Below are 21,121 nucleotides of genomic sequence, written 5' to 3' on the forward strand. Positions count from 1 at the left end.
AACGCCAAAAGTCCTTTTCTCATGCCGGAAGCACCTTCGATAAAAATTGCCGCGTACGCTGATGCTGCGGATGGTTAAGGACCTCATCGCTGCTGCCCTGTTCAATGATTTTGCCATCGACCATAAAGACCACCTGGTCGGCGACCTCGCGGGCAAAACCAATCTCATGCGTCACCACCACCAGCGTGGTGCCGGAACGCGCCAGCTTCTTGATAACGTCAAGCACTTCGCCCACCAGCTCCGGGTCCAGCGCCGAGGTCGGTTCGTCAAACAGAATAACCCTCGGCTTGAGAGCCAGCGCCCGCGCGATGGCAATGCGCTGCTGCTGACCGCCGGAAAGATGCCGCGACCAGGCGTCGGCTTTGTTGCGCAGCCCCACCACATCGAGCAGATCGTAGGCCTGCTCGATGGCCTCCTTGCGGCTGGCCCGCTTGTGGGCAATCGGCGCCTCAATCAGATTTTCCAGCACCGTCAGGTGCGGGAACAGGTTGAAGTTTTGAAATACGTAGCCGACGTTCACGCGCTGGCGGAGGATCTCTTTTTCCTTCAGTTCGTACAGCCTGTCGCCCTGGCGGCGATAGCCGATATAGTCGCCATCGATTTGGATAAAGCCTTCATCAACCCGCTCCAGATGGTTAATGGCGCGCAGCAGGGTGGATTTTCCCGATCCGGAAGGGCCGAGGATCACCGTTACCGTGCCGGGCGCGATCTCAAGAGAGACATCGTCCAGCGCCTTATGGCGACCAAAATATTTGCTGACGCCGGTAATCGAGATATGGCCGTTATGAGAGTTGGGCATGGACGGGCTCCTGCGGCTGCGATGAACGAGACGGTTCGGCAAGGCGGCTGCGGCGCGGGCTGTTCACCGCCGAGCGGCGCTCGCTGCGCGCCAGAGCACGTTCGACCAGATATTGGATCAGCGACAGTACGCTGGTGATCGCCAGGTACCACACCGCCCCGACCATCAGCAGGGGGATCACTTCCTGGGTGCGGTTGTAAATCATCTGGATGGTGTAAAACAGCTCCGGCATCGCCAGGACGTAGACCATCGCCGTCCCTTTGGCGAGGCTGATAATTTCATTGAAGCCGGAGGGTAAAATGGTGCGCAGCGCCTGCGGCAGAATAATGCGCAGCGTACGCCGCCACGCCGGCAGGCCGAGCGCCGCCGCCGCTTCATACTGACCGTGATCGACGCCGAGGAAGCCGCCGCGAATAATTTCAGCGGTGTAGGCGCTCTGCACCAGCGTCAGCCCGACCACCGCCGTGGAAAACTGCCCCAGCACGTTGATGGTTTGATAGCTGCCCCAGCTGATGCCGGTAAACGGAATGCCGAGCGACAGCGTGTCGTACAGATAGGAGAAGTTGTAGAGAATAATCAGGACCACGATCAGCGGCAGCGAGCGGAACAGCCAGATATATCCCCAGGAAAGACTGCTCAGCAGCCATGAGGAGGAGAGCCGGGCCAGCGCCAGCAGGCCGCCGAAAATCACGCTCAGCACGGTGCCGAGCAGGGTCAGCAGCAGCGTTTGCCCGAGCCCTTCAAGGATCACCGGGTCAAAGAACCAGCGCGCGAAGACCGCCCACTCCCAGCGCGGGTTAAAGGCCACCGACTGCACGACGACGGCCAGTACCAGCAGCGCCAGCACCGCGCCGACGGCGCGCAGCGGATAGCGCGCCGGGATAACTTTTATCGTTTCTGATGTTTTCATCGTTGCTCCTCAGGCACTCTGGCTTAGCGCGCTGACCGCCAGCGCTTTACTAAACCGCAGCCGTCCGTCATAGGGCGGCTGGCTGTACTCTTCCGGGTTGCGTTCGAGGTCGAACTGCGGCTCATAGCCCTGGCTTAGATAGAGCTTCACCGCCTCCGGCTGGCGAAAGCCGGTGGTCAGGTAGATATGGCTGTAGCCCGCCAGCACCGCCCGGCGCTCCAGCTCCTGCACCACCTTCCCCGCCAGCCCCTGCTGCCGCAGCGCGTGATGGGTCCAGATGCGTTTAATTTCGGCGGTATTGGCGTCCTTCGGCTTATAGGCGCCGGTGGCGATAATCTCCCCCTCGCGCTCGAGCACGATAAACAGCCCCTGCGGCGCCAGATACCATTCGGTTAGCTCAACTTCGACATCGCGGGAAAAATAGTCCCCGTAGCGCGAAGCGTACTCGGCAAACAGGCCGTCAATGATCGGCTGCAGCTCAAGGGCTTCGGGTGAAACATCGCGGAATACGTCGCTCATACTGACTCCTTTAATCGCCCAGTCCGGCCGGGTTAATCTCTGACTGCGGAATGCTCTCGACGCCTTCCCCCCAGCGGTTAAGCACCCTGGCGTAATCGCCGCTGTGGATGACGCCGTTCAGCGCCGTCTGCACCGGAGTGACCAGGCCGCTGCCCTTTTTCACCGTGACGGCGATATGGGCCGCCTTCGGCCAGCCGCCGTCGACGCTGCCAACCAGTTTGGTTTTTCCGGTTAGCGCCGCTTTCCATGCGCCAATCACGTTGGGGCCAAAGAAGGCGTCGGCGCGGCCGGACTGGATCGCCAGGGTCTGAGCGGCGTCATCTTTGGTATAGACCGGGGTAAAAGGCTTCAGCCCCTTCTTCAGGTTTTCCGCGTTCCACGCCAGCAGAATGGCTTCCTGGTTGGTGCCGGAGCCGACGATAATGCGCAGGCCGGCAATGTCCTCCGCCTGGTCAATTTTACTCAGCGGGCTGCTGCTTTTGACGTAGAAACCCAGCGAATCCTTGCGGTAGGTGGCGAAATCAAACTTCTCTTTGCGCTCTTTGGTCACCGTAATATTGCTGATCGCGGCATCATATTTGCCGGAGACCACGCCGAGGGGCCAGTCTTCCCACGAGGTCGGGATCACGTTCAGCTGCAGGCCGAGGCTATCGGCCACCAGGCGAGCGATATCCACCTCGCTGCCGAGCAGGGTTTTGTTATCGTCAGAGAAGACGGTGAGCGGCGGCGAGTTCAGCGCCGCGACCGCGACGGTGAATTTTCCCGGCACCGCGAGGTGCAGATCCTTCGGTAACAGGGCAATAGCCTGCGGATTTTTTGCCGTATGAACCGGCGCCTTATTGGCTTCGAGGCTCACCCCGGTGCCGTTGATATTGACGTTCTGCGCCCATGACGAGGCGCTTGCGGCCAGCGCCAGCGCAAGGATGAGTGACTTTTTCTGCATAGCGGCTGTTCTCTTATTATTGTTGTTGGAATTGATTGACCGGCTCAGCCAGCCCTAAGCTTGCGCGCAGCGTGGTGCCGGGATACGCCTCGCGGAACAGCCCTCTCTGCTGCAGAACCGGCACGACCTGGTCAACAAAGCGCGGGAAGGCGTCCGGCGTGCCGCCCTGGATAATAAAACCGTCGGCGGCGCGCTGTTCAAACCACTCCTGCAGACCGTCGGCGACCTGCTGCGGCGTTCCGGAAAAGCGCGGACGCGGGCTGGCGGCTTCCAGCGCCACCTGGCGCAGGGTCAGGCCGCGCTCGCGGGCGTTGCGCTTAATCTCATCCGTGGTGCTGCGGAAGCTGTTTTGCCCGAGATCGCCGATATCCGGGAACGGCTCATCAAGCGGATACTGCGCAAAGTCGTGATGCTCGAAATAGCGTCCGAGGTAGTTAAGGGCATCCTCGATCGACACCAGCGCGGCGGTGGTCTGATACTGCTGCTCCACGTCTTCGGCGCTATCACCCACGATGACGCTGACGCCCTGGAAAATATGCAGCAAATCGTCCTGCCGACCGTACGCCGCGAGCTGGCCTTTAACATCGCGATAAAACGCCTGCGCCTCCTCAAGAGATTCCTGATGGGTAAAAATGGCGTCGGCATGGCTCGCCGCCAGCTTTTTACCATCATCAGAGGCGCCCGCCTGAAATATAATGGGGCGCCCCTGCGGGGTCCGGGCAATATTCAGCGGACCGGCAACCTTAAAAAAGTCGCCATGATGATCGAGGGTATGCAGTTTATTTTTATCAAAGAACTGGCCGCTGGCCTTATTGCGCACGAAGGCGTCCTCTTCCCATGAATCCCACAGGCCTTTGACCACCTTTAAATATTCATCCGCGATGCGATAGCGCAGCGCATGGTCGGGGTGCTGAGCGCGGGAGAAGTTTTTTGCCGAGCCCTCCAGCGGCGAGGTGACGACGTTCCAGCCGGCCCGGCCCTGGCTGAGATGATCGAGGCTGGCGAACTGGCGCGCGGTGGTAAAAGGCTCGCTGTAGGAGGTTGAGAGCGTGCCAACCAGGCCCAGGTTGCGGGTCACCGCCGCCAGCGTTGAAAGCACCGTCAGCGGCTCAAAGCGGTTTAAAAAATGCGGAATTGATTTTTCATTAATATACAGGCCATCGGCGACAAATATAAAGTCGAGCTTACCCTCTTCCGCTTTTAACGCCGTTTGTTTAACAAATTCAAAATTAATACTGGCATCCGCCTGCGCTAGCGGGTGACGCCAGGCGGACATATTCCCCGAGGCGCCGTGTAATATCGTGCCAAGCCGCAGCTGTCGTTTTTCAGACATAGTTCACCCTTCCCTTGCCGATAATTAAAATTTAAATTTGTTGTAAAGCTCGTTCCGCCAGGGTCGAAAAATAGCGCGCCGCCGGGGCGATTAAATTCTCATCCGGATTAAAGCCGGGATGGTGGAGACCGAATTCGCTGGCGCTGCCAATGCTGACAAACGCGCCGGGAATATGCTGCAGGTAGACGGCAAAATCTTCGCCGCCCATATGCAGGTCCGCGTGATGAGTACGATAGCCGACGTCGTCGGCAACGTCGCTGGCAAACGCCGCCCAGCTCTCATCGTTGACCAATGCCGTCGGCCCGGAGTACCAGAAAACGTCGATCTGCACGCCGAAGGCGCTGGCAAAACCGGCGGCGATTTCGCTCACCCGCGCCTTCACCCGCTGCTGCACTTCGCTGCGGTGGGTGCGCAATGTTCCCTCCAGCTCCACGCTCTCCGGCAGAACGTTCCAGGTGTTGCCGCCCTGGATCCGCGTCACGCTCAGCACCACCGAATCGAGGGTGTTAACCTCCCGGCTGGCGACGCTCTGCAGCAGGGTAACCAGCTGGCTGGCGAGCAGAATGGCGTCTTTGCCTTCGTGGGGCCGCGCGGCGTGCGCGCCTTTGCCGGTGACCTTAAAGACGAAGCGATCGACGTTGGCATAAAAGGCGCCGCCGCGGGTCGCGAATTCCCCCACCGGCAGCCCCGGTTCATTATGCATCCCGAAAATGGCCGTCACCCCTTCCAGAGCGCCGGCGCGGATCAGCGTTTTGGCGCCGCCAAAATTCTCTTCCGCCGGCTGGAACAGGATCCGCACCCGACCCGGCAGCTGCGCTTCGCGATCTTTGAGCAGCAGCGCTGCGCCCAGCATCACGCTGGTGTGGATGTCGTGGCCGCAGGCGTGCATCACGCCTTCGTTTTGCGAGCGATAGGACAGCCCGGTCGCTTCTTCAATCGGCAGCGCATCGATATCCGCCCGCAGGGCAATCACCTTATCACCGCTGCCGACCTCCACAACCAGGCCGGTTTTCAGATCGTAGGGCAGCGGACGCAGGCCGCCGCTTTGCAGCCAGTCGCGGATACGCGCGGTGGTGGCCACCTCCTGCAGGGAGAGCTCCGGGTACTGGTGCAGCTCGCGCCGCCAGCGGATCAGCTGTTCAGCAAAGCTCATAGCAGCACCTCCGCACCCTGATGGGCCTGAGCCAGCAGGCGCAATGAATTCACCCGGGCCTCTCCCTCGGCGACCGGGGTGTCGATAATAAATTCGTCGATTCCCCACTCCACGTGCAGCTCGTCCAGCTGCGCTTTTACCTCATCAGCGGTACCGGCCAGCAGCGACGATTCGCGGCGGGCGATACGCGTCGGCGCGCTGCCCGCCTGGCGGGCAAAGGCGATGCCCTGGGCCTCGCTGCCGACGGTCACCCGCTGGCCGTTTTCCAGCTCGACGCCCCAGATCTCAACCTGTTTCGCCAGTTCGCTCGCCGCTGCGCTATCCTCGGCGACGATCGCCTGGACGGCGATAATGGCATCCCGGCGGCTCAGCGCCCGCCAGCGGGTCAGCACCTCGCGAAGCAGCGCTTTATCGCCGTTAAGGTGGGCGGCAAAAACAAAGTTCCAGTCCAGCTGGGCGGCGAGCCGGGCGCTCTCAAGGCTGGCGCCGAGCAGGAAACCGTCCGCCCGCCGCGGCGGGATCGGCGTTGCCCGCACGCTCTCTTCTCCTTCAGCATCGGTAAGCGACAGCCAGTTATCAAGCTGCGCCAGCTGGTCGGCAAAGGTGCCTTTATCTTCCTGATTCAGCCCCTGCTGCAGCGCGCGGGTAGAGAGCGGCAGGCCGCCGGGAGCTTTCCCGACGCCAAGATCCACCCGGCCCGGCGCAATAGAGGCCAGCAGGTTGAAGTTTTCTGCAACTTTATAGGGGCTGTAGTGCTGGAGCATCACCCCGCCGGACCCGACGCGAATCTGCCGGGTCTGGCCGAGGATCCAGGCGATTGCCAGCTCCGGCGACGGGCTGGCTAATTGATCGGTATTATGGTGTTCGGCGATCCAGAATCGATGATATCCCCAGGCCTCCGCCTGTTGCGCAAGGGTTAAAGTTCGGTTCAGGGCCTGAGCGGCCGTTTCCCCAGCCGCAAGCGGACTTTTATCCAGAATACTGATTCGATAAGACATTTCGCAGACTCGTATTAACTAACATGTCTGCATTATTAGAATCTGGGGCGGCGACTGAGAAACAATTTATTTACATGTACTCTGCCGGAAAATAGATATACAGGCTTAATGCTGAGCAGGCTGCGGGGTCAGCTGGCGGATAAAATCCTCCGTCTGCCGCGGGTTGCGCAGGCGCACAAAGCGAATGTGCCGATACGCCGGGTCGCTCATATCAGACTGATAACGCTGGCGATTTTGTTTCCAGGTTTTGATGGTCCACCAGATAATGGATTCGCGGCTAAAAAAGGAGCGACGGAAGCTCTCACGGTTGCCGGTCCCCGGCCACAGCTCCTGATGGCGGCTGGCGCGGGCGGCGGCGCGACACACCGCCTGCCGCAGCGTGCGGCAGAAACCGTAGTCCAGCCAGACCACCAGATCGACCTCGCGCCACTTGACCGGGCGACTGCGGTTGTAATTGCCGTCCAGCACCCAGCCGGGGGCGTCGGTGGCGGCGGCGATCTTTACGAAGAACTCATCGTCCGGCGTTCCCTGCCACTGCGCCAGCCAGTAGAGCCGGTCCATTTCGATACAGGGAAGCGCCAGCTGGCGGGCAAGCCGCCGGGCGAGGGTCGATTTGCCGACGCCGCTGGTCCCTACTACGTTGATTTTCATCGTCTGCGCTCAGCCATGTCTTGGTGTGGGGCTGAGAATAATAGCCGACAAACGGCCGCGCCGGGTGAGGAAAATAGCGGCGCGGCGCATGGGCTGAACGGCGATAAGTGCCGTTTTAGCACCCCTGATACTGCTCGTCGCTGACGTGCTCCTGCCAGGTGACCACGCTGCCGTTTTCCGCTTCGGCGATGGCAATATGCACCAGCGCGTTAGTGCTGCTGGCGCCGTGCCAGTGCTTCACGCCCGGCGGGATCCACGCGATATCCCCCGGGTTCAGCGCCTGCGGCTCTTTACCCCACTCCTGCAGCCAGCCGCGTCCCTGGACAACGATCAGCGTCTGACCCAACGGATGCGTATGCCAGGCGGTGCGCGCGCCGGGCTCGAAGGTCACCGTCGCGCCGCCCACTTTCGCCGGCTCGGTGGCCTGAAAAGGCGCGTCGATGCGCACGTCGCCGGTAAACCAGTCCGCGGGGCCTTTTCTTGATGGCTGTGAACCGCTGTGGCTAATATTCATGCTGCTCTCCTCTTATGTGTTGCACTAAAGATAGCGCAAGCGCGGGGCCGCGATTAGACTGCAAAATAAGAAAGGAACCATGAGCCAAATTCATTAATCCGGAAAAACGATGCTTAAAGACAATATTAACGACCTGCTGTCGTTTATGGTGGTGGCCCGCGAGCGCAGCTTTACCCGCGCTGCCGCCCAGCTTGGCGTTTCTCAGTCGGCGCTGAGCCACGCCATGCGGAATCTGGAGGCCCGGCTCGACGTTCGCCTGCTGACCCGCACCACCCGCAGCGTCGCGCCTACCGAGGCGGGAGAGAGGCTGCTTCAGCGCCTCGGCCCGCATCTGCAGGAAATTGAGCAGGAGCTCAGCGCGCTGCGCGACACCCGCGAGCATCCGGCCGGCAATATCCGCCTGACCGCGGGCGAGCACGCGGTCAGCGCCGTGCTCTGGCCGACGTTGAAACCCTTTATGCGGCAATATCCCGACATTAATATCGAAATTACCGTTGATAATGGCCTGACTGATATCGTCGATGGACGCTTTGATGCCGGGATCCGTCTCGGCGAACAGGTGGCCAAGGATATGATTGCGGTACGGATCGCCCCCGATATGCGCATGGCCGTCGTCGGTTCGGCGGACTACCTCGCGCGCTTCGGCACGCCGCAAACCCCCTATGAGCTCGAACGGCACCGCTGCATTAATATGCGTTTACCGACCCTCGGCGGCATTTATGCCTGGGAGTTTGAGCAGGAGGGGCGAGAAGTGCGGGTACGCGTTGACGGACAAATCACTCTTAACAGCCTTCCTCAGCGCATAGATGCCGCCGAATCCGGCCTCGGGCTGGCCTATGTCCCGGAGGATTCCGTCGCCGAGGCGATCGCCGACGGACGGCTGATAAGGCTTCTTGAGGCGTGGACCCCCTCCTTCACCGGCTACCATCTTTATTACCCCAGCCGTCGCCAGCACCCCGCCGCCTTTTCTCTGCTCGTGGACGCGCTGCGGCGTTGAACCCATTGATATATAAGCAAGTGCGGTGCAAACATGTTTTACGTGCGTCACTATCACGTTGCGTGTAGGATGCTGCGCCATGCTCTGCTTATCTCCTACGTCAGAATGATGAGAAAGCCAGCATAACGTGCTGCCAATCGGCGGTGCGAGGAACCACTCATGGACATTGACAGGAAAATGGGTACATCAATGAATACAAAACACAACGCCGCGGCCGAACATCAGGCCGCAAGACGTCACTGGCTCAACTCGCAGGAATCGGGTTATCACAAGGCAATGGGCAACCGTCAGGTCCAGATGATCGCCATCGGCGGCGCGATTGGTACCGGTCTGTTCCTCGGCGCCGGCGCGCGCCTGCAGATGGCGGGACCCGCGCTGGCCCTGGTTTACCTGGTCTGCGGCCTGTTCTCGTTCTTTATCCTCCGCGCGCTGGGCGAACTGGTGCTGCACCGGCCCTCCAGCGGCAGCTTCGTCTCCTACGCGCGCGAATTCCTCGGTGAAAAAGCGGCCTACGTTGCCGGCTGGATGTACTTTATCAACTGGGCGATGACCGGCATTGTCGACATCACCGCCGTGGCGCTGTATATGCACTACTGGGGCGCATTCGGCGACGTTCCGCAGTGGGTCTTCGCCCTCGGCGCGCTGGCGATCGTCGGCACCATGAATATGATCGGCGTGAAGTGGTTTGCCGAAATGGAGTTCTGGTTTGCCTTAGTCAAAGTGCTGGCGATTGTGGCATTCCTCGTGGTCGGGACCATTTTTCTCGGCAGCGGAAAACCGCTGGACGGCAACGCCACCGGCTTCCACCTGATTACCGATAACGGCGGCCTGTTCCCGCACGGCCTGATGCCAGCGCTGGTGCTGGTGCAGGGGGTGGTGTTCGCCTTCGCCTCCATCGAACTGGTCGGCACCGCCGCAGGGGAGTGCAAAGAGCCGCAGACTATGGTGCCGCGCGCAATCAACAGCGTGATCTGGCGTATCGGCCTGTTCTACGTCGGCTCCGTGCTGCTGCTGGTGCTGCTGCTGCCGTGGAATGCCTATCAGGCGGGGCAAAGCCCGTTCGTCACCTTCTTCTCCAAACTCGGCGTGCCGTACATTGGCAGCGTGATGAATATCGTGGTCTTAACCGCGGCGCTCTCCAGCCTGAACTCGGGCCTCTACTGCACCGGGCGCATTCTGCGTTCGATGTCGATGGGCGGTTCCGCACCGCAGTTTATGTCGAAGATGAGCCGCCATCAGGTGCCTTACGCCGGGATTCTGGCGACGCTGGCGGTATACGTCATCGGCGTATTCCTCAACTATCTGGTGCCGTCGCAGGTCTTTGAGATCGTCCTCAACGTGGCTTCGCTGGGGATTATTGCGTCGTGGGGCTTTATCGTGGTTTGCCAGATGCGGCTGCGTAAAGCGATTAAGGAAGGAAGAGCGGCGGACGTAAGCTTCAAAATGCCGGGCGCGCCGTTTACCTCCTGGCTGACCCTGCTGTTCCTGCTCAGCGTGCTGGTGCTGATGGCCTTCGATTATCCGAACGGCACCTACACCATTGGTTCAATTCCGCTGATTGCGGTGCTGCTGGTCGCCGGCTGGTTTGGCGTTCGCCGTCGCGTTGAGGCGATTCATCGCACCGCGCCGGGTGCTCAGACGGCGCAAAAATAGCGCTACTGCGGTTTGGCCGAAGCCGGTCAAACCGCATTTTTCAACTACCGGCCCGATCTTAGTTATCTTTAACCAGCTGCGAAACGTCACTGCTGTTAATTTGACGCTGGTTGCCCGACTCGTCGGTATAGCTGGTCATGCCGGTGTCTTTATCCAGCTGTGGCTTGCCGTGGGTCACAATGGTCTGCCCACTTTTCGTTGTCATCACATAGTTTGACGTACAGCCCGCCAGTAAAGCCAGCATCGCGCCGGCGCACAGAACCATAAATGGCTTATTCATATCGTCTCCAGAATGATTACCCATCTCCCGCAGCAGGCGGGAAAGCGCTGATTGTAAAGCCATTAGGTTAATACGGCTAACAGGTGTTTGTAACAGAGGGTGATTCAGGCGAGCAGGAGGGGTCTCCCCCTCCTGTAAATCTTTACAGCGCGATGCGGATAACGTCATCCGGCTGAGTGGCTTCTTTCTGACGGGTTGATTCCTGCTTCACGCTGACGTACAGCGTTTTACCGTCGGCGGAGAGCGCCAGGCTGTTAGGATAGGTTGGCGTTTTGATAGTTTTAACAACCTTATAGGTTTTGCCATCGATCACGCTGACTTCACCGGCCTTACGATGCGTCACGTAGGCTTCATTACGCGTTGGGTTGAACAGCACCGCCAGCGATTCCGGGGCGGCGATTTTCTGCAGCACTTTGCCGTCGCGCAGATCAACAACCAGCACTTCCGGCTGTTTGCTGTCGGTGATGAAGGCGCGATGGCCTGCGGTATCGAGGCTCAGGTTCAGATAGAAGTGCTCTTTACCGTCATCCTGCAGCTTTTTACGGCTCAGAATCTTGTTGCTGTCGCTGTCGATAGTCAGCAGTTCTCCATCGGCGTTGGTGGTGTAGATACGCTTCGCGTCAGCATCAACCGCCAGCCCGGTAGCCATAGCGCCGGTATTGGTAATGGTCTCTTTCAGGGTCAGTTTTTCGCCATCAACTACCCAGATAACGCTCTCTTTACCCAGGCCGGTAATATAAATGGTATTGGTCTTCTCATTCACCGCCAGCTCGCGCGGCGCCAGCGGACGCACGGTTTCGCTGCGCTTGCGGTCGTCAAGCACCAGACGGCCTTTTACCGCGCCGGTTTTGGCATCAATCGCGGTGACGGTGCTGTCGGTGGTGTTGCCAAACCACAGCGTCTGGGTGGCGTTATTGATCGTCGCGCCGAACGGCTTCAGGTCGTTATGGATAACCTGAGTCACCTCCAGCGTCGTCGGGTCGAGGCGATATACGATCCCGCCTTTATCCAGCGAACGACTTTGCGAAGTCGCGACCCATAGCGCATTTTCCTGCTGGCTATAAGCCATCTCGTATGCGCCCTTTCCAACCGCCTTGCGCAGCATTTCTTCCGCCGCGTGAGCGCTGAAGCTCCCCGCCAGCAGCAGTGAAGTTAACAACAGTGAACGGCGCAGACGCGGCGTGGACAGATGACGTAATGACATGACGACTCCCTTTGATAAAACAAATATGTGCCTGCTCGACAGTGCTTCCGTGGCGTAAAGTCATGGCTTTACGCTATTTTATAAATGAGAATAGTAATCATTATTTAACGTAAAGTGGAGCGTTAATTGCGCTTGCTGACTAAAAAAATAGCCAATACATGCCATTATTTAACTAAACTTCCGTTAATAATTTTCAAAAAATTACAAAAGAGTTAACATATGGAGATATGTTCCGTTTGGTTCGTTTTGCGAGTGTTTCCATGAAAATCCTTTCCGTGCGCACGGTTGCGCTTCCCGCCCTCCTCTTCCCGCTGGTCGCTATGGCTCAGTCCAGCCCTGAAGGCGAGCAGACGATGGTCGTTACCGCTTCCCCGACGACGGTCTCCGAACTCGATACTCCCGCCGCCGTCAGCGTGGTCAACGGCGACGAAATGCGCCAGGCCGCGCCGCGGGTCAACCTTTCCGAGTCGCTGGGTGCGGTGCCCGGCCTGCAGGTGCAAAACCGGCAGAACTACGCTCAGGACCTGCAGCTCTCGATTCGCGGCTTCGGCTCTCGTTCCACCTACGGCGTGCGCGGACTGCGTATTTATGTGGACGGCATTCCGGCCACCATGCCCGACGGCCAGGGGCAAACCTCCAATATCGATATCGGCAGCGTAGACTCGCTGGAGGTTCTGCGCGGGCCCTTCTCCGCGCTGTACGGCAACTCCTCCGGCGGGGTGATTAACGTCACCAGCCAGAGCGGCAGCCAGCCGCCGACCATCGAAGCCAGCAGCTATTACGGCAGCTTCGGTACCTGGCACTACGGCATGAAGGCCACCGGCGCCGTCGGCGACGGTACCCACGCCGGGGACGTCGATTACACCGTCTCGACCAACCGCTTCACCACCCACGGCTATCGCGACCACAGCGGGGCGCGGAAAAACCTCGCCAACGCGAAGCTCGGCGTGCGCATCAACGACGTCAGTAAGCTGACGCTGCTGTTCAACAGCGTGGATATCAAAGCCAACGATGCCGGCGGCCTGAGCTACGACGAGTGGCAAAACAACCCGCGCCAGTCGCCGCGCGGCGATCAGTACAACACCCGCAAATCGACCAGGCAGACCCAGGCCGGTTTACGCTACGAGCGCCAGCTGAGCGAGCGCGACGACCTGAGCGTGATGATGTACGCCGGCGAGCGTGAAACCACGCAGTATCAGTCGATTCCGCGCGCGCCGCAGCTTAACCCGAGCCACGCAGGGGGCGTGATTGACCTCACCCGCCACTATCAGGGTATCGATACCCGCTGGACCCACCGCGGCGAACTGCTGGTGCCGGTGACCTTTACCACCGGGCTTGATTACGAAACCATGAGCGAGCGCCGCAAAGGGTTTGAAAACTTCGTCATGGTCAACGGCGCGCCGCAGTACGGCGAAGAGGGCAACCTGCGCCGTAATGAACGTAACCTGATGTGGAATATCGACCCTTACCTGCAGACCCAGTGGCAGCTGACGGAGAAGCTCACCCTCGATGCCGGGGTGCGCTACAGCTCGGTGTGGTTCGATTCAAACGATTACTACATTACTCCGGGCAACGGGGACGATAGCGGCGACGCCAGCTACCACAAATGGCTGCCGGCGGGTTCACTGAAGTATGCGCTGACCGATGCATGGAACGTCTACGCTTCCGCCGGTCGCGGCTTTGAAACGCCGACCATCAACGAGCTCTCCTATCGCTCCGGCAACCAGGGCGGCCTGAACTTCGGTCTGCAGCCTTCAACCAACGAGACGTTTGAAATCGGCAGCAAAACGCGGATCGGCAACGGCCTGTTCACCGCCGCCCTGTTCCAGACCAATACCGATAACGAAATTGTGGTTGACGCCAGCAGCGGCGGACGCACCAGCTATAAAAACGCCGGCAAAACCCGCCGTCAGGGGATGGAGCTGGGGCTGGATCAGCAGTTCGCTGAAAACTGGCGCCTGAAGGCCGCCTGGACCTGGCTGGACGCCACCTACCGGACCAACGTCTGCGATGACGCCAGCTGCAACGGCAACCGCATCCCGGGGATCGCCCGCAACATGGGCTACGCCTCGTTTGGCTATCAGCCGGATCGCGGCTGGTACGCGGGCAGCGATATCCGCTATATGAGCAATATCATGGCTAACGATGAGAACACCGCTAAGGCGCCGTCGTGGACCGTCGTTGGGCTCACCAGCGGCTATAAGTGGAGCTACGGCAACATGGATATGGACGTTTTCGGCCGTATCGATAACCTGTTTGACCGCAGCTACGCGGGCTCGGTGATCGTCAACGAGTCCAACGGCCGCTACTACGAGCCGGCGCCGGGACGTAACTACGGCGTTGGCCTCAACCTCGCCTGGCGATTTGAGTAACACGCCGCAGCCGCCGCCCAGGGAGTCCGCCGGGCGGCGGCGTTAATGTCCCCATTCCGGCCACGGCCTCATCGTCCTGCGTCGCCCAGGCAAGCGCGGACCGGGCGGGAAACCCGCCCGCAGTCGGGAAAATATTCTTCCCTCCTGCCTTTATAATGCGGCGTGCATCACGCTTTGTTTTATCCTCTCTCGTCTGTTGTGCTCCCTGGCGTTACCCTTATCACAAATATCGCCCATAAAAAGGAGCCGCTATGGCACTGCCAATCATCCTTGATTGCGACCCGGGTCATGATGACGCCATCGCTATCGTTCTCGCCCTCGCCTCACCCGAACTTGACGTCAAAGCCATCACCTCCTCCGCCGGCAACCAGACGCCGGAGAAAACCCTGCGTAACGTGCTGCGCATGCTGACGCTGCTGCAACGCCAGGATATTCCGGTGGCCGGCGGCGCGCGTAAGCCGCTGATGCGGGAGCTGATCATCGCTGACAACGTTCACGGCGAAAGCGGGCTCGACGGCCCGGCGCTGCCGGAGCCTGATTTTGCCCCACAGAACTGTACCGCCGTCGAGCTGATGGCGAAAACGCTGCGCGAAAGCCCGCAGCCGGTGACGATTATCGCCACCGGCCCGCAAACCAACGTCGCCCTGCTGTTGAACGGCCACCCGGAACTGCGTGACAAGATCGCGCGCATCGTGATGATGGGCGGCGCAATGGTGCTCGGCAACTGGCAGCCCGCCGCCGAGTTTAATATCTACGTCGACCCGGAAGCGGCGGAGATCGTCTTCCAGTCGGGTATTCCGGTGGTGATGGCCGGGCTGGACGTCACGCATCGGGCGCAGATTCATGATATGGATATCGAACGTTTCCGCCGGGTCGGCAACCCGGTCGCCACCATCGTTGCCGAGCTGCTCGACTTCTTTATGGAGTATCACAAGGATGCTAAATGGGGATTCACCGGCGCCCCGCTGCACGACCCCTGCACCATCGCCTGGCTGCTGAAGCCGGAGCTGTTCACCTGCGTTGAGCGCTGGGTAGGCGTGGAAACCCAGGGGAAATATACCCAAGGCATGACGGTGGTTGATTATTACTTCCTGACCGGCAAGCAGCCGAATACCACGGTGTTGCTGGATGTCGACCGGGAGGGTTTTGTCGACCTGCTAGCCGAGCGGCTGGCGTTTTATGGCTGAATCAGGGTGCTGCAAGACGTTAAGAATTGCGATACTGCCTTCTGGATAAAGACGAGCCGACCGGAAGCGTCGGCAGTTTGCAGCGTATCAGGCGATGAGTTTGTCAGGCGCAGGTCCTGTCTGTCGTTCGTCAATGACCCTGCCTTTGGTCTGTCCGGGTTGGATCGATCAGAGCGTTAAATTCAATATCGTCACCGACAAAAAGTGTCTATACAGGAAAGGTATACAAGGATAACGGCTCCGAAGAGCCGTTATGACTAGCGGTGTATCAGGTCCAGTATTCACATCCATCTCCATGGGTCCAGACAATCCCTCCTGGACATTCCTCAAATGTGAACCACAAGCCAGAGTATAAGTCCTCTTCGCATTTAGGTAGCGCCTTTCTATATCGTTCTATTTGCTCCTCGATAGTTCCATCCAGAAATTTATCGTGCTTTCCTAGTTTCACTCTCCCTTCAGAAATCAGATATTTAATTAACTTTAGAAAAATATCAACCCTTTCTTCATACGATAGTTCTATGCCCTCAAAATTTTCTGAAACAATTGCCGACCATATAGTACTTATAGAAGAGCCTTCCAATTCCCGGGCAAGTAAATTATACTTTTCTTTATTATAAAGCATACAACCTCACCTAAATTTAATTTCAATTTTCTCTTTACCTTTCCCTTATTCTCACTTAGCTTTTGATTCCCAATAATATCTATCGTCCAGCGAGCCTTTGTTTTATCCGAGCTTTCAGAGTAGTTCCTCAGATTTATAGTACTACCATCATCTAACTTGGCATAGAACCTGTGGGGATTTCAATTAAAGGTCTCCCCCCAGTTAGTGACTGGGCATAATCGAATATTTGTTGTTGCGAAAGTCCCTCAGTTGCAAACACCTTAGTATTCCCCTGTATGTTACTCCCTCCATCCCCCAACACCTGCGCAAACTTCTTCCCGAACACATTGGGCTTATCGCTACTCTGTTTTGGATCAAACACTTTAACTAACTGGTCAGTATTGGTTTTCTGGATAACGGTAAGCATTTTGCGCACTGTCCGCTCCGCTATATGCGCCTTCGGGCGTAAGCGTGGTCAGCGCGCCGGTCAACGCACCAATCACGCGTGCCGTCTGCTCCTTTTGCCTCATTACCGTTTAGCGCTTCCTGCAGATGCCGCAACTCGCGCTCTTAATCATTCAGTGGAGTATCGGGGATCGTCAGTACGTGCCACCTGCATCATCGTCTGGCTGCTGAAGCCGCAGCTGTTTACCAGTCTTGAGCGCGGGGTCGGCGTGGAAACACAAGGAAATACACCCAGGGCATGACGGTGGTCAATACTGAAGTCACAGAGATGAAGCCGGGAATGCTCGGAACACAATCAAACAAGAATTTAACTCTAAATTATGCTGTCACCAGTTTGAGGAAATTTCTATTCATCGTTATTCAGCAGTCGATTTTCTTTTTGAGAAAAGAGAATGGGTTCAAGGAAATATTGAAATTATTCCAACACCTGGACATACAGACGGCAGTGTTTGTTTTTACGCCAAATCCCCGTCTGGAAAAAATCACCTTTTCACGGGCGATACCACCTATATGAAAAATGGGGTCTGGGAGTCACGTATAAACAGCTCAGATGGCGGTTCCCAGGCTGCACTGGTTAAGGGTCTGAAACGCCTTAAGGCGCTGGCTTCGGCCATGGTGATTTCAAGTGCGTCTGTGGGTTCGCAGGCGTTCAGAGAAATCACGGCTCAGGAATGGCGAACTGCCGTGGATGAACCCACCAGGCAATACCGATAAATTTCAATACAAACGATTAATTATGTCATTCTCGTGCGTTTTCGTTCCATTGCCCCTCAAACCCCTGTACCAGCGTACGGCCCACAGGATAATGTCACGCTGAAAATGCCAGCCTTTGAATGGGTTCATGTGCTGCTCCGTCAGCAAAAGGAGATGATAAGTTTATCACCTCCTTTTGCCACAGTGTCACTAGTATTGCCTTTCTGTTAAATAATGCATTTTACCTAGCCCCTCAGACATGTATCATTCTTTTTTAATACATCTTTCAACAGCGGATAAAGTTAATATTAGTTATTAAACAGATCATGCCAATTAGAACCTTTTCCGTTCCTCGGCTCATAATATTTATCTACATCAATTGATATCCATTGCCCGTTATCTTCCACACTCAACTCTTTTACAAGGATACTTATTTCACCTGTTAGATTATCTTTTTCTAATACACCTTTCAACTTTACATGATGAAATAATCGCGTCTTTCCCCCGCCATACAAGCTGACATTAGCTTCCAGATTATCAGACAGGTTTTTATTTTTAACAGCAATGGAAGGACTCGTAGTATAATCATCACCATAATCCAATCCAATAATATAAAGGTCACTATCATCCAGATAAACAATGTAACCCTCAAATGTTATTTCTTGCTCATCAAGCGAAAAAAGAGTTAATTCATTTATACTTTTCATTTCAATGTCACCCCATTAAAATTCATCGCTTTTTCAAGAATATCTGCACGTATGCCAGTCGCACCATTAAAAGGACCTCTAATTATTTAATACCCCATGTTATCAATTTTTTTACAGGAGTCAACAATGATAAAACAGCGAGCGCCCCCATGAATCTCCTGGATAATCTGACGCAGGAAGAGTATCGACTGATGGCTGAAAACCCGGAGGTCTCAAAAAACGAGTGGAACAAAAACAGGTATGCTTAGAATAAGTCTCTCGGCCACATGCCATCATGATACCTCCGGGAGAAATGCATGGTCAGGAAACTTTTAAACCATTTCCCAACTTCCTGGCCATCAAGGAATTTCATTGATCACGGGCATACATAGAATTGAAATGCTTATCTATGCAACAATTAGGTATTACTCTATCAATATTGAAATCAATAGTTTTTGATACTACGACTCCTCCCCTCAGCCCATCAGGAAAGTCTTCGATACTGCCGAATACACCAGGAATCAGATATCGATAATAGTCCCCCATCTCAGTACTCCCATTATATCCAACAGGATAATCCTCCCCAGGAAAACTACCTTCTACAGCAAAGTAAACATACAGACCTTTATTTTTAGGTAGATTACCATAACTCAATGGTTTTTTTTGGCTAGAAATCTCATCATAGAGCTGCTTTACCTTTTCTTTTGTTTTAGGACCAGTCCAGGCAGGAAACATATCAACACTAAAATCACCATTTTTATCAGGTGGAATGATGGTAAAAACCTCTGATTCTTCATGTATATATTCAGATATAGAATCAAGTATATGTTCGACGGAGTCTTGTTTTAAAAGAACAGAAGGTAGCTCCCCCCAACAATTATTAACAAAAACACCAATTTTCCCATTTTTGTCCATGCCAAACCATGTATATACAATACCAAAACCAGGTTTCCATCCAGAATGTAATGTACTAGTCATTTTTTAACTCCATTGGGCCATACTGTTTCACATTTTTTGTAAGCACCAACAATGTACCCTGCTTTAAATCCCTTATTAGCATTATAATTCCAGCGACCATCGTTTATTAAACCTTCCATATACTGTGCACGCCCTGTCTCTTTAATTTGGTAACCGGTACTCCACTGCGCCACCTGATAAGCTTTTTCGTACGACACTTTTATCATTAAGTACATCTCTGATAAAGCCTTCTGCAGCAATAAAAATGTCCATTAAAAATTCAATATTGCGCATTAGCGCTCATCTGAACAGACCAGCATCGCGCCACAAGATGCGTTGCTTAAACCAGGAATTCACGATCGGGGAAGAGTAGTAAAGCAGGGAGTTAACGAAGGGATGCGCCTTGCAGATCCTCGCCCCGGCGCTCGGCGCCGCCGGGGCATAAGCGTTACTCGTCTGGCGAAACCCGGACCACGACTTTACCGAAGTTCTCGCCCTTCAGCAGGCCGATCAGCGCGCGGGGGGCGCTCTCCAGGCCGTCGATTTGCTGCTCGCGGTACTTGATTTTACCTTCCTGCACCCAACGCCCCATCTCCTGCTGGAACTCGGCGATACGGTGGCCGTAATCCTGGCCGATAATAAAGCCCTGCATCCGAATCCGTTTTTTCAGCAGCGTGCCCATCAGCAGCGGCAGACGGTCCGGGCCATCGGGCAACGCGGTCGCGTTGTAGCCGCTGACCAGGCCGCACACCGGCACCCGCGCCGAGGTATTAAGCAGCGGCAGCACCGCATCGAACACCTTGCCGCCAACGTTTTCATAGTAAACGTCAATGCCCTGCGGGCAGGCCTGCGCCAGCTGTTCGGCAAAATCAGGCGCGCGGTGATCGAGGCAGACGTCAAAGCCCAGCGTCTCGACCGCGTAGCGGCATTTCTCACTGCCGCCGGCAATACCGACCGTGCGGCAGCCTTTGAGCTTAGCAATCTGCCCTACCGTTGCGCCCACCGGCCCGGTGGCGGCAGCGACCACCAGCGTCTCGCCGGCCTTCGGCTGCCCAATATCCAGCAGCCCCATATAGGCGGTAAAACCAGGCATGCCCAGCAGGCCGAGCGCCCAGGATGGATGCTCCGGCTGTGCGCCCAGCTTCACCAGCCCGCTGCCGTCGGACAGCTCATAATCCTGCCAGCCGCCGTAGCCCAGCACCCACTCTCCGGGGGTAAAGTCAGCATGATTTGACGCGACAACCCGGCTCACCGTGCCGCCCACCATAACCGCGCCGATGGCGACCGGCGGCGAGTAGGACGGAGCATCGCTCATGCGGCCGCGCATATAGGGATCTAAAGAGAGAAACACGGTGCGTAACAGCACCTGTCCCGGGCCCGGAGACGGCACATCGCCCTCTTCCAGACGAAAGTTTTCTCCGGTCGGCTCGCCGTGTGGACGAGAAGCCAGCACCCAGCGACGGTGACGTTGCGAATTAAAAGCCATAGCAAACTCCTCTTTTAAAGACCTGTACTGAGGCTAGCCGCAATTATCAGCGCGCGCATTGGCATTATGAGGCAGATTGATTCAGCCTCACGACCAGATAGATGCAGGAAGTGGCGGATTCATTGATAAAACGGCAGTCGTTCGGCGGCCCCAGCTCCAGGCAATCTCCCGCCTGCATTTCATGGCGCGTGGCGCCCTCAACAAAGACCAGCTCGCCCTGCTGCAGCCAGATCAGCTGGCGCGCCAGGGCATAGGAGGCCGCGGGCATCGGGACATCGCTGCCGGCGGGAAGCTCCACCTGCACCAGATCGATAGGCAGGTCGCTGCGCGGCGAGACGTGACGGCGCAGATAGTGGCTCTGCGGATCGCGCCACACCGGCTGGTTGGCAAAGCGCAGCAGCTTGCCTTCCTGCATCTCCGCGCGGGCGATCAGCGTCGACATACTGATGCCAAAGGCGCCGGACAGACGCCCGAGCATCGAAGCCGTCGGGCTGCTCTCACCGCGTTCGATTTTGTGGATCATCGCCCGCGATGCGCCGGCCCGTTCCGCCAGCTCGCTCAGAGACCAGCCTCGGGACTCCCGTTCGATGCGAATGCGGGCGCTGATGCGCTGATTGATGTTGTCTTCGATAGTATTCATAGCGTAGTACTATAGTGTATGAAATGCGGCGTAACAAGGTGGTGAAAGTGAAGCTGTTTCTACGGCTCTGATTCCCTCCA

22 protein-coding genes and 2 pseudogenes are annotated in these 21,121 nt (G+C 56.9%); 5 read left to right on the forward strand and 19 right to left on the reverse strand.

Going from position 1 to position 21,121, the window contains the following annotated elements; translation table 11 throughout:
- Positions 1-19: 19 nt before the first annotated feature.
- The 9 genes from QFI97_RS15750 to QFI97_RS15785 form a co-directional block, all read right to left on the reverse strand.
- Positions 20-799, reverse strand: coding sequence for an amino acid ABC transporter ATP-binding protein (locus QFI97_RS15750; RefSeq protein ID WP_095097607.1), 780 nt, complete (start codon positions 797-799; stop codon positions 20-22).
- Positions 783-1,709, reverse strand: coding sequence for an amino acid ABC transporter permease (locus tag QFI97_RS15755; protein ID WP_095097604.1), 927 nt, complete (start codon positions 1,707-1,709; stop codon positions 783-785). The genes QFI97_RS15750 and QFI97_RS15755 overlap by 17 nt, the downstream gene beginning before the upstream one ends.
- Before the next feature lie 9 nt (positions 1,710-1,718).
- Positions 1,719-2,228, reverse strand: a complete 510-nt coding sequence (locus tag QFI97_RS15760) for a GNAT family N-acetyltransferase (RefSeq protein WP_346431552.1) — start codon at positions 2,226-2,228, stop codon at positions 1,719-1,721.
- Positions 2,229-2,238: 10 nt separating this feature from the next.
- On the reverse strand, positions 2,239-3,171 hold the full coding sequence (locus QFI97_RS23610) for an ABC transporter substrate-binding protein (protein ID WP_095097599.1): 933 nt from the start codon (positions 3,169-3,171) through the stop codon (positions 2,239-2,241).
- 16 nt (positions 3,172-3,187) lie between these two features.
- The gene (locus QFI97_RS23615; RefSeq protein WP_499843345.1) at positions 3,188-4,504 is read right to left on the reverse strand and encodes an LLM class flavin-dependent oxidoreductase; all 1,317 of its coding nucleotides are present in this window, start codon (positions 4,502-4,504) and stop codon (positions 3,188-3,190) included.
- 31 nt (positions 4,505-4,535) lie between these two features.
- Entirely contained in the window at positions 4,536-5,657 is a 1,122-nt protein-coding gene (locus tag QFI97_RS15770; protein WP_346431553.1) for a M20 peptidase aminoacylase family protein, read from the reverse strand.
- Positions 5,654-6,655, reverse strand: coding sequence for an LLM class flavin-dependent oxidoreductase (locus QFI97_RS15775; RefSeq protein ID WP_346431554.1), 1,002 nt, complete (start codon positions 6,653-6,655; stop codon positions 5,654-5,656). The genes QFI97_RS15770 and QFI97_RS15775 overlap by 4 nt, the downstream gene beginning before the upstream one ends.
- A gap of 105 nt (positions 6,656-6,760) precedes the next feature.
- Complete coding sequence (locus QFI97_RS15780; protein ID WP_346431555.1) at positions 6,761-7,306, reverse strand: P-loop NTPase family protein; 546 nt, start codon at positions 7,304-7,306, stop codon at positions 6,761-6,763.
- Between the two features lie 115 nt (positions 7,307-7,421).
- Positions 7,422-7,820 (reverse strand): (R)-mandelonitrile lyase, encoded by a 399-nt coding sequence (locus QFI97_RS15785; RefSeq protein WP_346431556.1) that lies wholly within the window; start codon positions 7,818-7,820, stop codon positions 7,422-7,424.
- Positions 7,821-7,929: 109 nt separating this feature from the next.
- Here QFI97_RS15785 and QFI97_RS15790 point away from each other — a divergent pair, with 109 nt between their 5' ends.
- Positions 7,930-8,817, forward strand: a complete 888-nt coding sequence (locus QFI97_RS15790; RefSeq protein WP_095097582.1) for a LysR family transcriptional regulator — start codon at positions 7,930-7,932, stop codon at positions 8,815-8,817.
- A 189-nt stretch (positions 8,818-9,006) separates the two neighbouring features.
- The gene (gene ansP / locus QFI97_RS15795; protein WP_346431557.1) at positions 9,007-10,470 is read left to right on the forward strand and encodes an L-asparagine permease; all 1,464 of its coding nucleotides are present in this window, start codon (positions 9,007-9,009) and stop codon (positions 10,468-10,470) included.
- 58 nt (positions 10,471-10,528) lie between these two features.
- On the opposite strand, the gene QFI97_RS15800 is transcribed toward ansP, so the two are convergent.
- Both QFI97_RS15800 and yncE read right to left on the reverse strand, forming a co-directional pair.
- Positions 10,529-10,750, reverse strand: coding sequence for a YgdI/YgdR family lipoprotein (locus QFI97_RS15800; protein ID WP_041145366.1), 222 nt, complete (start codon positions 10,748-10,750; stop codon positions 10,529-10,531).
- 142 nt (positions 10,751-10,892) lie between these two features.
- On the reverse strand, positions 10,893-11,954 hold the full coding sequence (gene yncE / locus QFI97_RS15805) for a 7-bladed beta-propeller protein YncE (RefSeq protein ID WP_331835281.1): 1,062 nt from the start codon (positions 11,952-11,954) through the stop codon (positions 10,893-10,895).
- Positions 11,955-12,214: 260 nt separating this feature from the next.
- Here yncE and pqqU point away from each other — a divergent pair, with 260 nt between their 5' ends.
- Together pqqU and rihA (QFI97_RS15815) are read left to right on the forward strand one after the other, a co-directional pair.
- Complete coding sequence (pqqU, locus tag QFI97_RS15810) at positions 12,215-14,326, forward strand: TonB-dependent receptor PqqU (protein WP_346431558.1); 2,112 nt, start codon at positions 12,215-12,217, stop codon at positions 14,324-14,326.
- Between the two features lie 251 nt (positions 14,327-14,577).
- Positions 14,578-15,513 carry a pyrimidine-specific ribonucleoside hydrolase RihA gene (gene rihA, locus QFI97_RS15815; protein ID WP_346431559.1) on the forward strand — a complete coding sequence of 312 codons (936 nt, stop codon included), beginning with the start codon at positions 14,578-14,580 and terminating at the stop codon, positions 15,511-15,513.
- A gap of 268 nt (positions 15,514-15,781) precedes the next feature.
- Here rihA (QFI97_RS15815) and QFI97_RS15820 read toward each other — a convergent pair whose 3' ends face one another.
- Together QFI97_RS15820 and QFI97_RS15825 are read right to left on the reverse strand one after the other, a co-directional pair.
- A complete protein-coding gene (locus QFI97_RS15820) occupies positions 15,782-16,135 on the reverse strand; it encodes a DUF596 domain-containing protein (RefSeq protein WP_346431560.1) in 354 nt (117 codons plus the stop codon).
- 151 nt (positions 16,136-16,286) lie between these two features.
- A complete protein-coding gene (locus tag QFI97_RS15825) occupies positions 16,287-16,550 on the reverse strand; it encodes a hypothetical protein (protein ID WP_346431561.1) in 264 nt (87 codons plus the stop codon).
- Positions 16,551-16,728: 178 nt separating this feature from the next.
- On the opposite strand from QFI97_RS15825, the pseudogene rihA (QFI97_RS15830) reads away from it, so the two are divergent.
- Positions 16,729-16,832 (forward strand): annotated as a pseudogene (gene rihA, locus QFI97_RS15830) (pyrimidine-specific ribonucleoside hydrolase RihA); the annotation flags it as partial.
- 527 nt (positions 16,833-17,359) lie between these two features.
- Here rihA (QFI97_RS15830) and QFI97_RS23620 read toward each other — a convergent pair.
- From QFI97_RS23620 to QFI97_RS15860, 6 genes and pseudogenes are all read right to left on the reverse strand, one after another.
- Positions 17,360-17,422 (reverse strand): annotated as a pseudogene (locus QFI97_RS23620) (hypothetical protein); the annotation flags it as partial.
- Between the two features lie 158 nt (positions 17,423-17,580).
- A complete protein-coding gene (locus QFI97_RS15840) occupies positions 17,581-17,979 on the reverse strand; it encodes a hypothetical protein (protein ID WP_346431562.1) in 399 nt (132 codons plus the stop codon).
- 348 nt (positions 17,980-18,327) lie between these two features.
- Entirely contained in the window at positions 18,328-18,936 is a 609-nt protein-coding gene (locus QFI97_RS15845; RefSeq protein ID WP_346431563.1) for a hypothetical protein, read from the reverse strand.
- Positions 18,933-19,142 (reverse strand): hypothetical protein, encoded by a 210-nt coding sequence (locus tag QFI97_RS15850; RefSeq protein WP_133599897.1) that lies wholly within the window; start codon positions 19,140-19,142, stop codon positions 18,933-18,935. The genes QFI97_RS15845 and QFI97_RS15850 overlap by 4 nt, the downstream gene beginning before the upstream one ends.
- A gap of 221 nt (positions 19,143-19,363) precedes the next feature.
- Positions 19,364-20,401, reverse strand: coding sequence for an NADPH-dependent curcumin/dihydrocurcumin reductase (gene curA / locus QFI97_RS15855; protein WP_095097561.1), 1,038 nt, complete (start codon positions 20,399-20,401; stop codon positions 19,364-19,366).
- Positions 20,402-20,465: 64 nt separating this feature from the next.
- The gene (locus QFI97_RS15860; RefSeq protein ID WP_095097557.1) at positions 20,466-21,041 is read right to left on the reverse strand and encodes a helix-turn-helix domain-containing protein; all 576 of its coding nucleotides are present in this window, start codon (positions 21,039-21,041) and stop codon (positions 20,466-20,468) included.
- Positions 21,042-21,121: the final 80 nt, after the last annotated feature.

Origin of the sequence: Klebsiella scottii (assembly GCF_036561945.1) — a bacterium.
Taxonomy (GTDB): domain Bacteria; phylum Pseudomonadota; class Gammaproteobacteria; order Enterobacterales; family Enterobacteriaceae; genus Klebsiella; species Klebsiella scottii.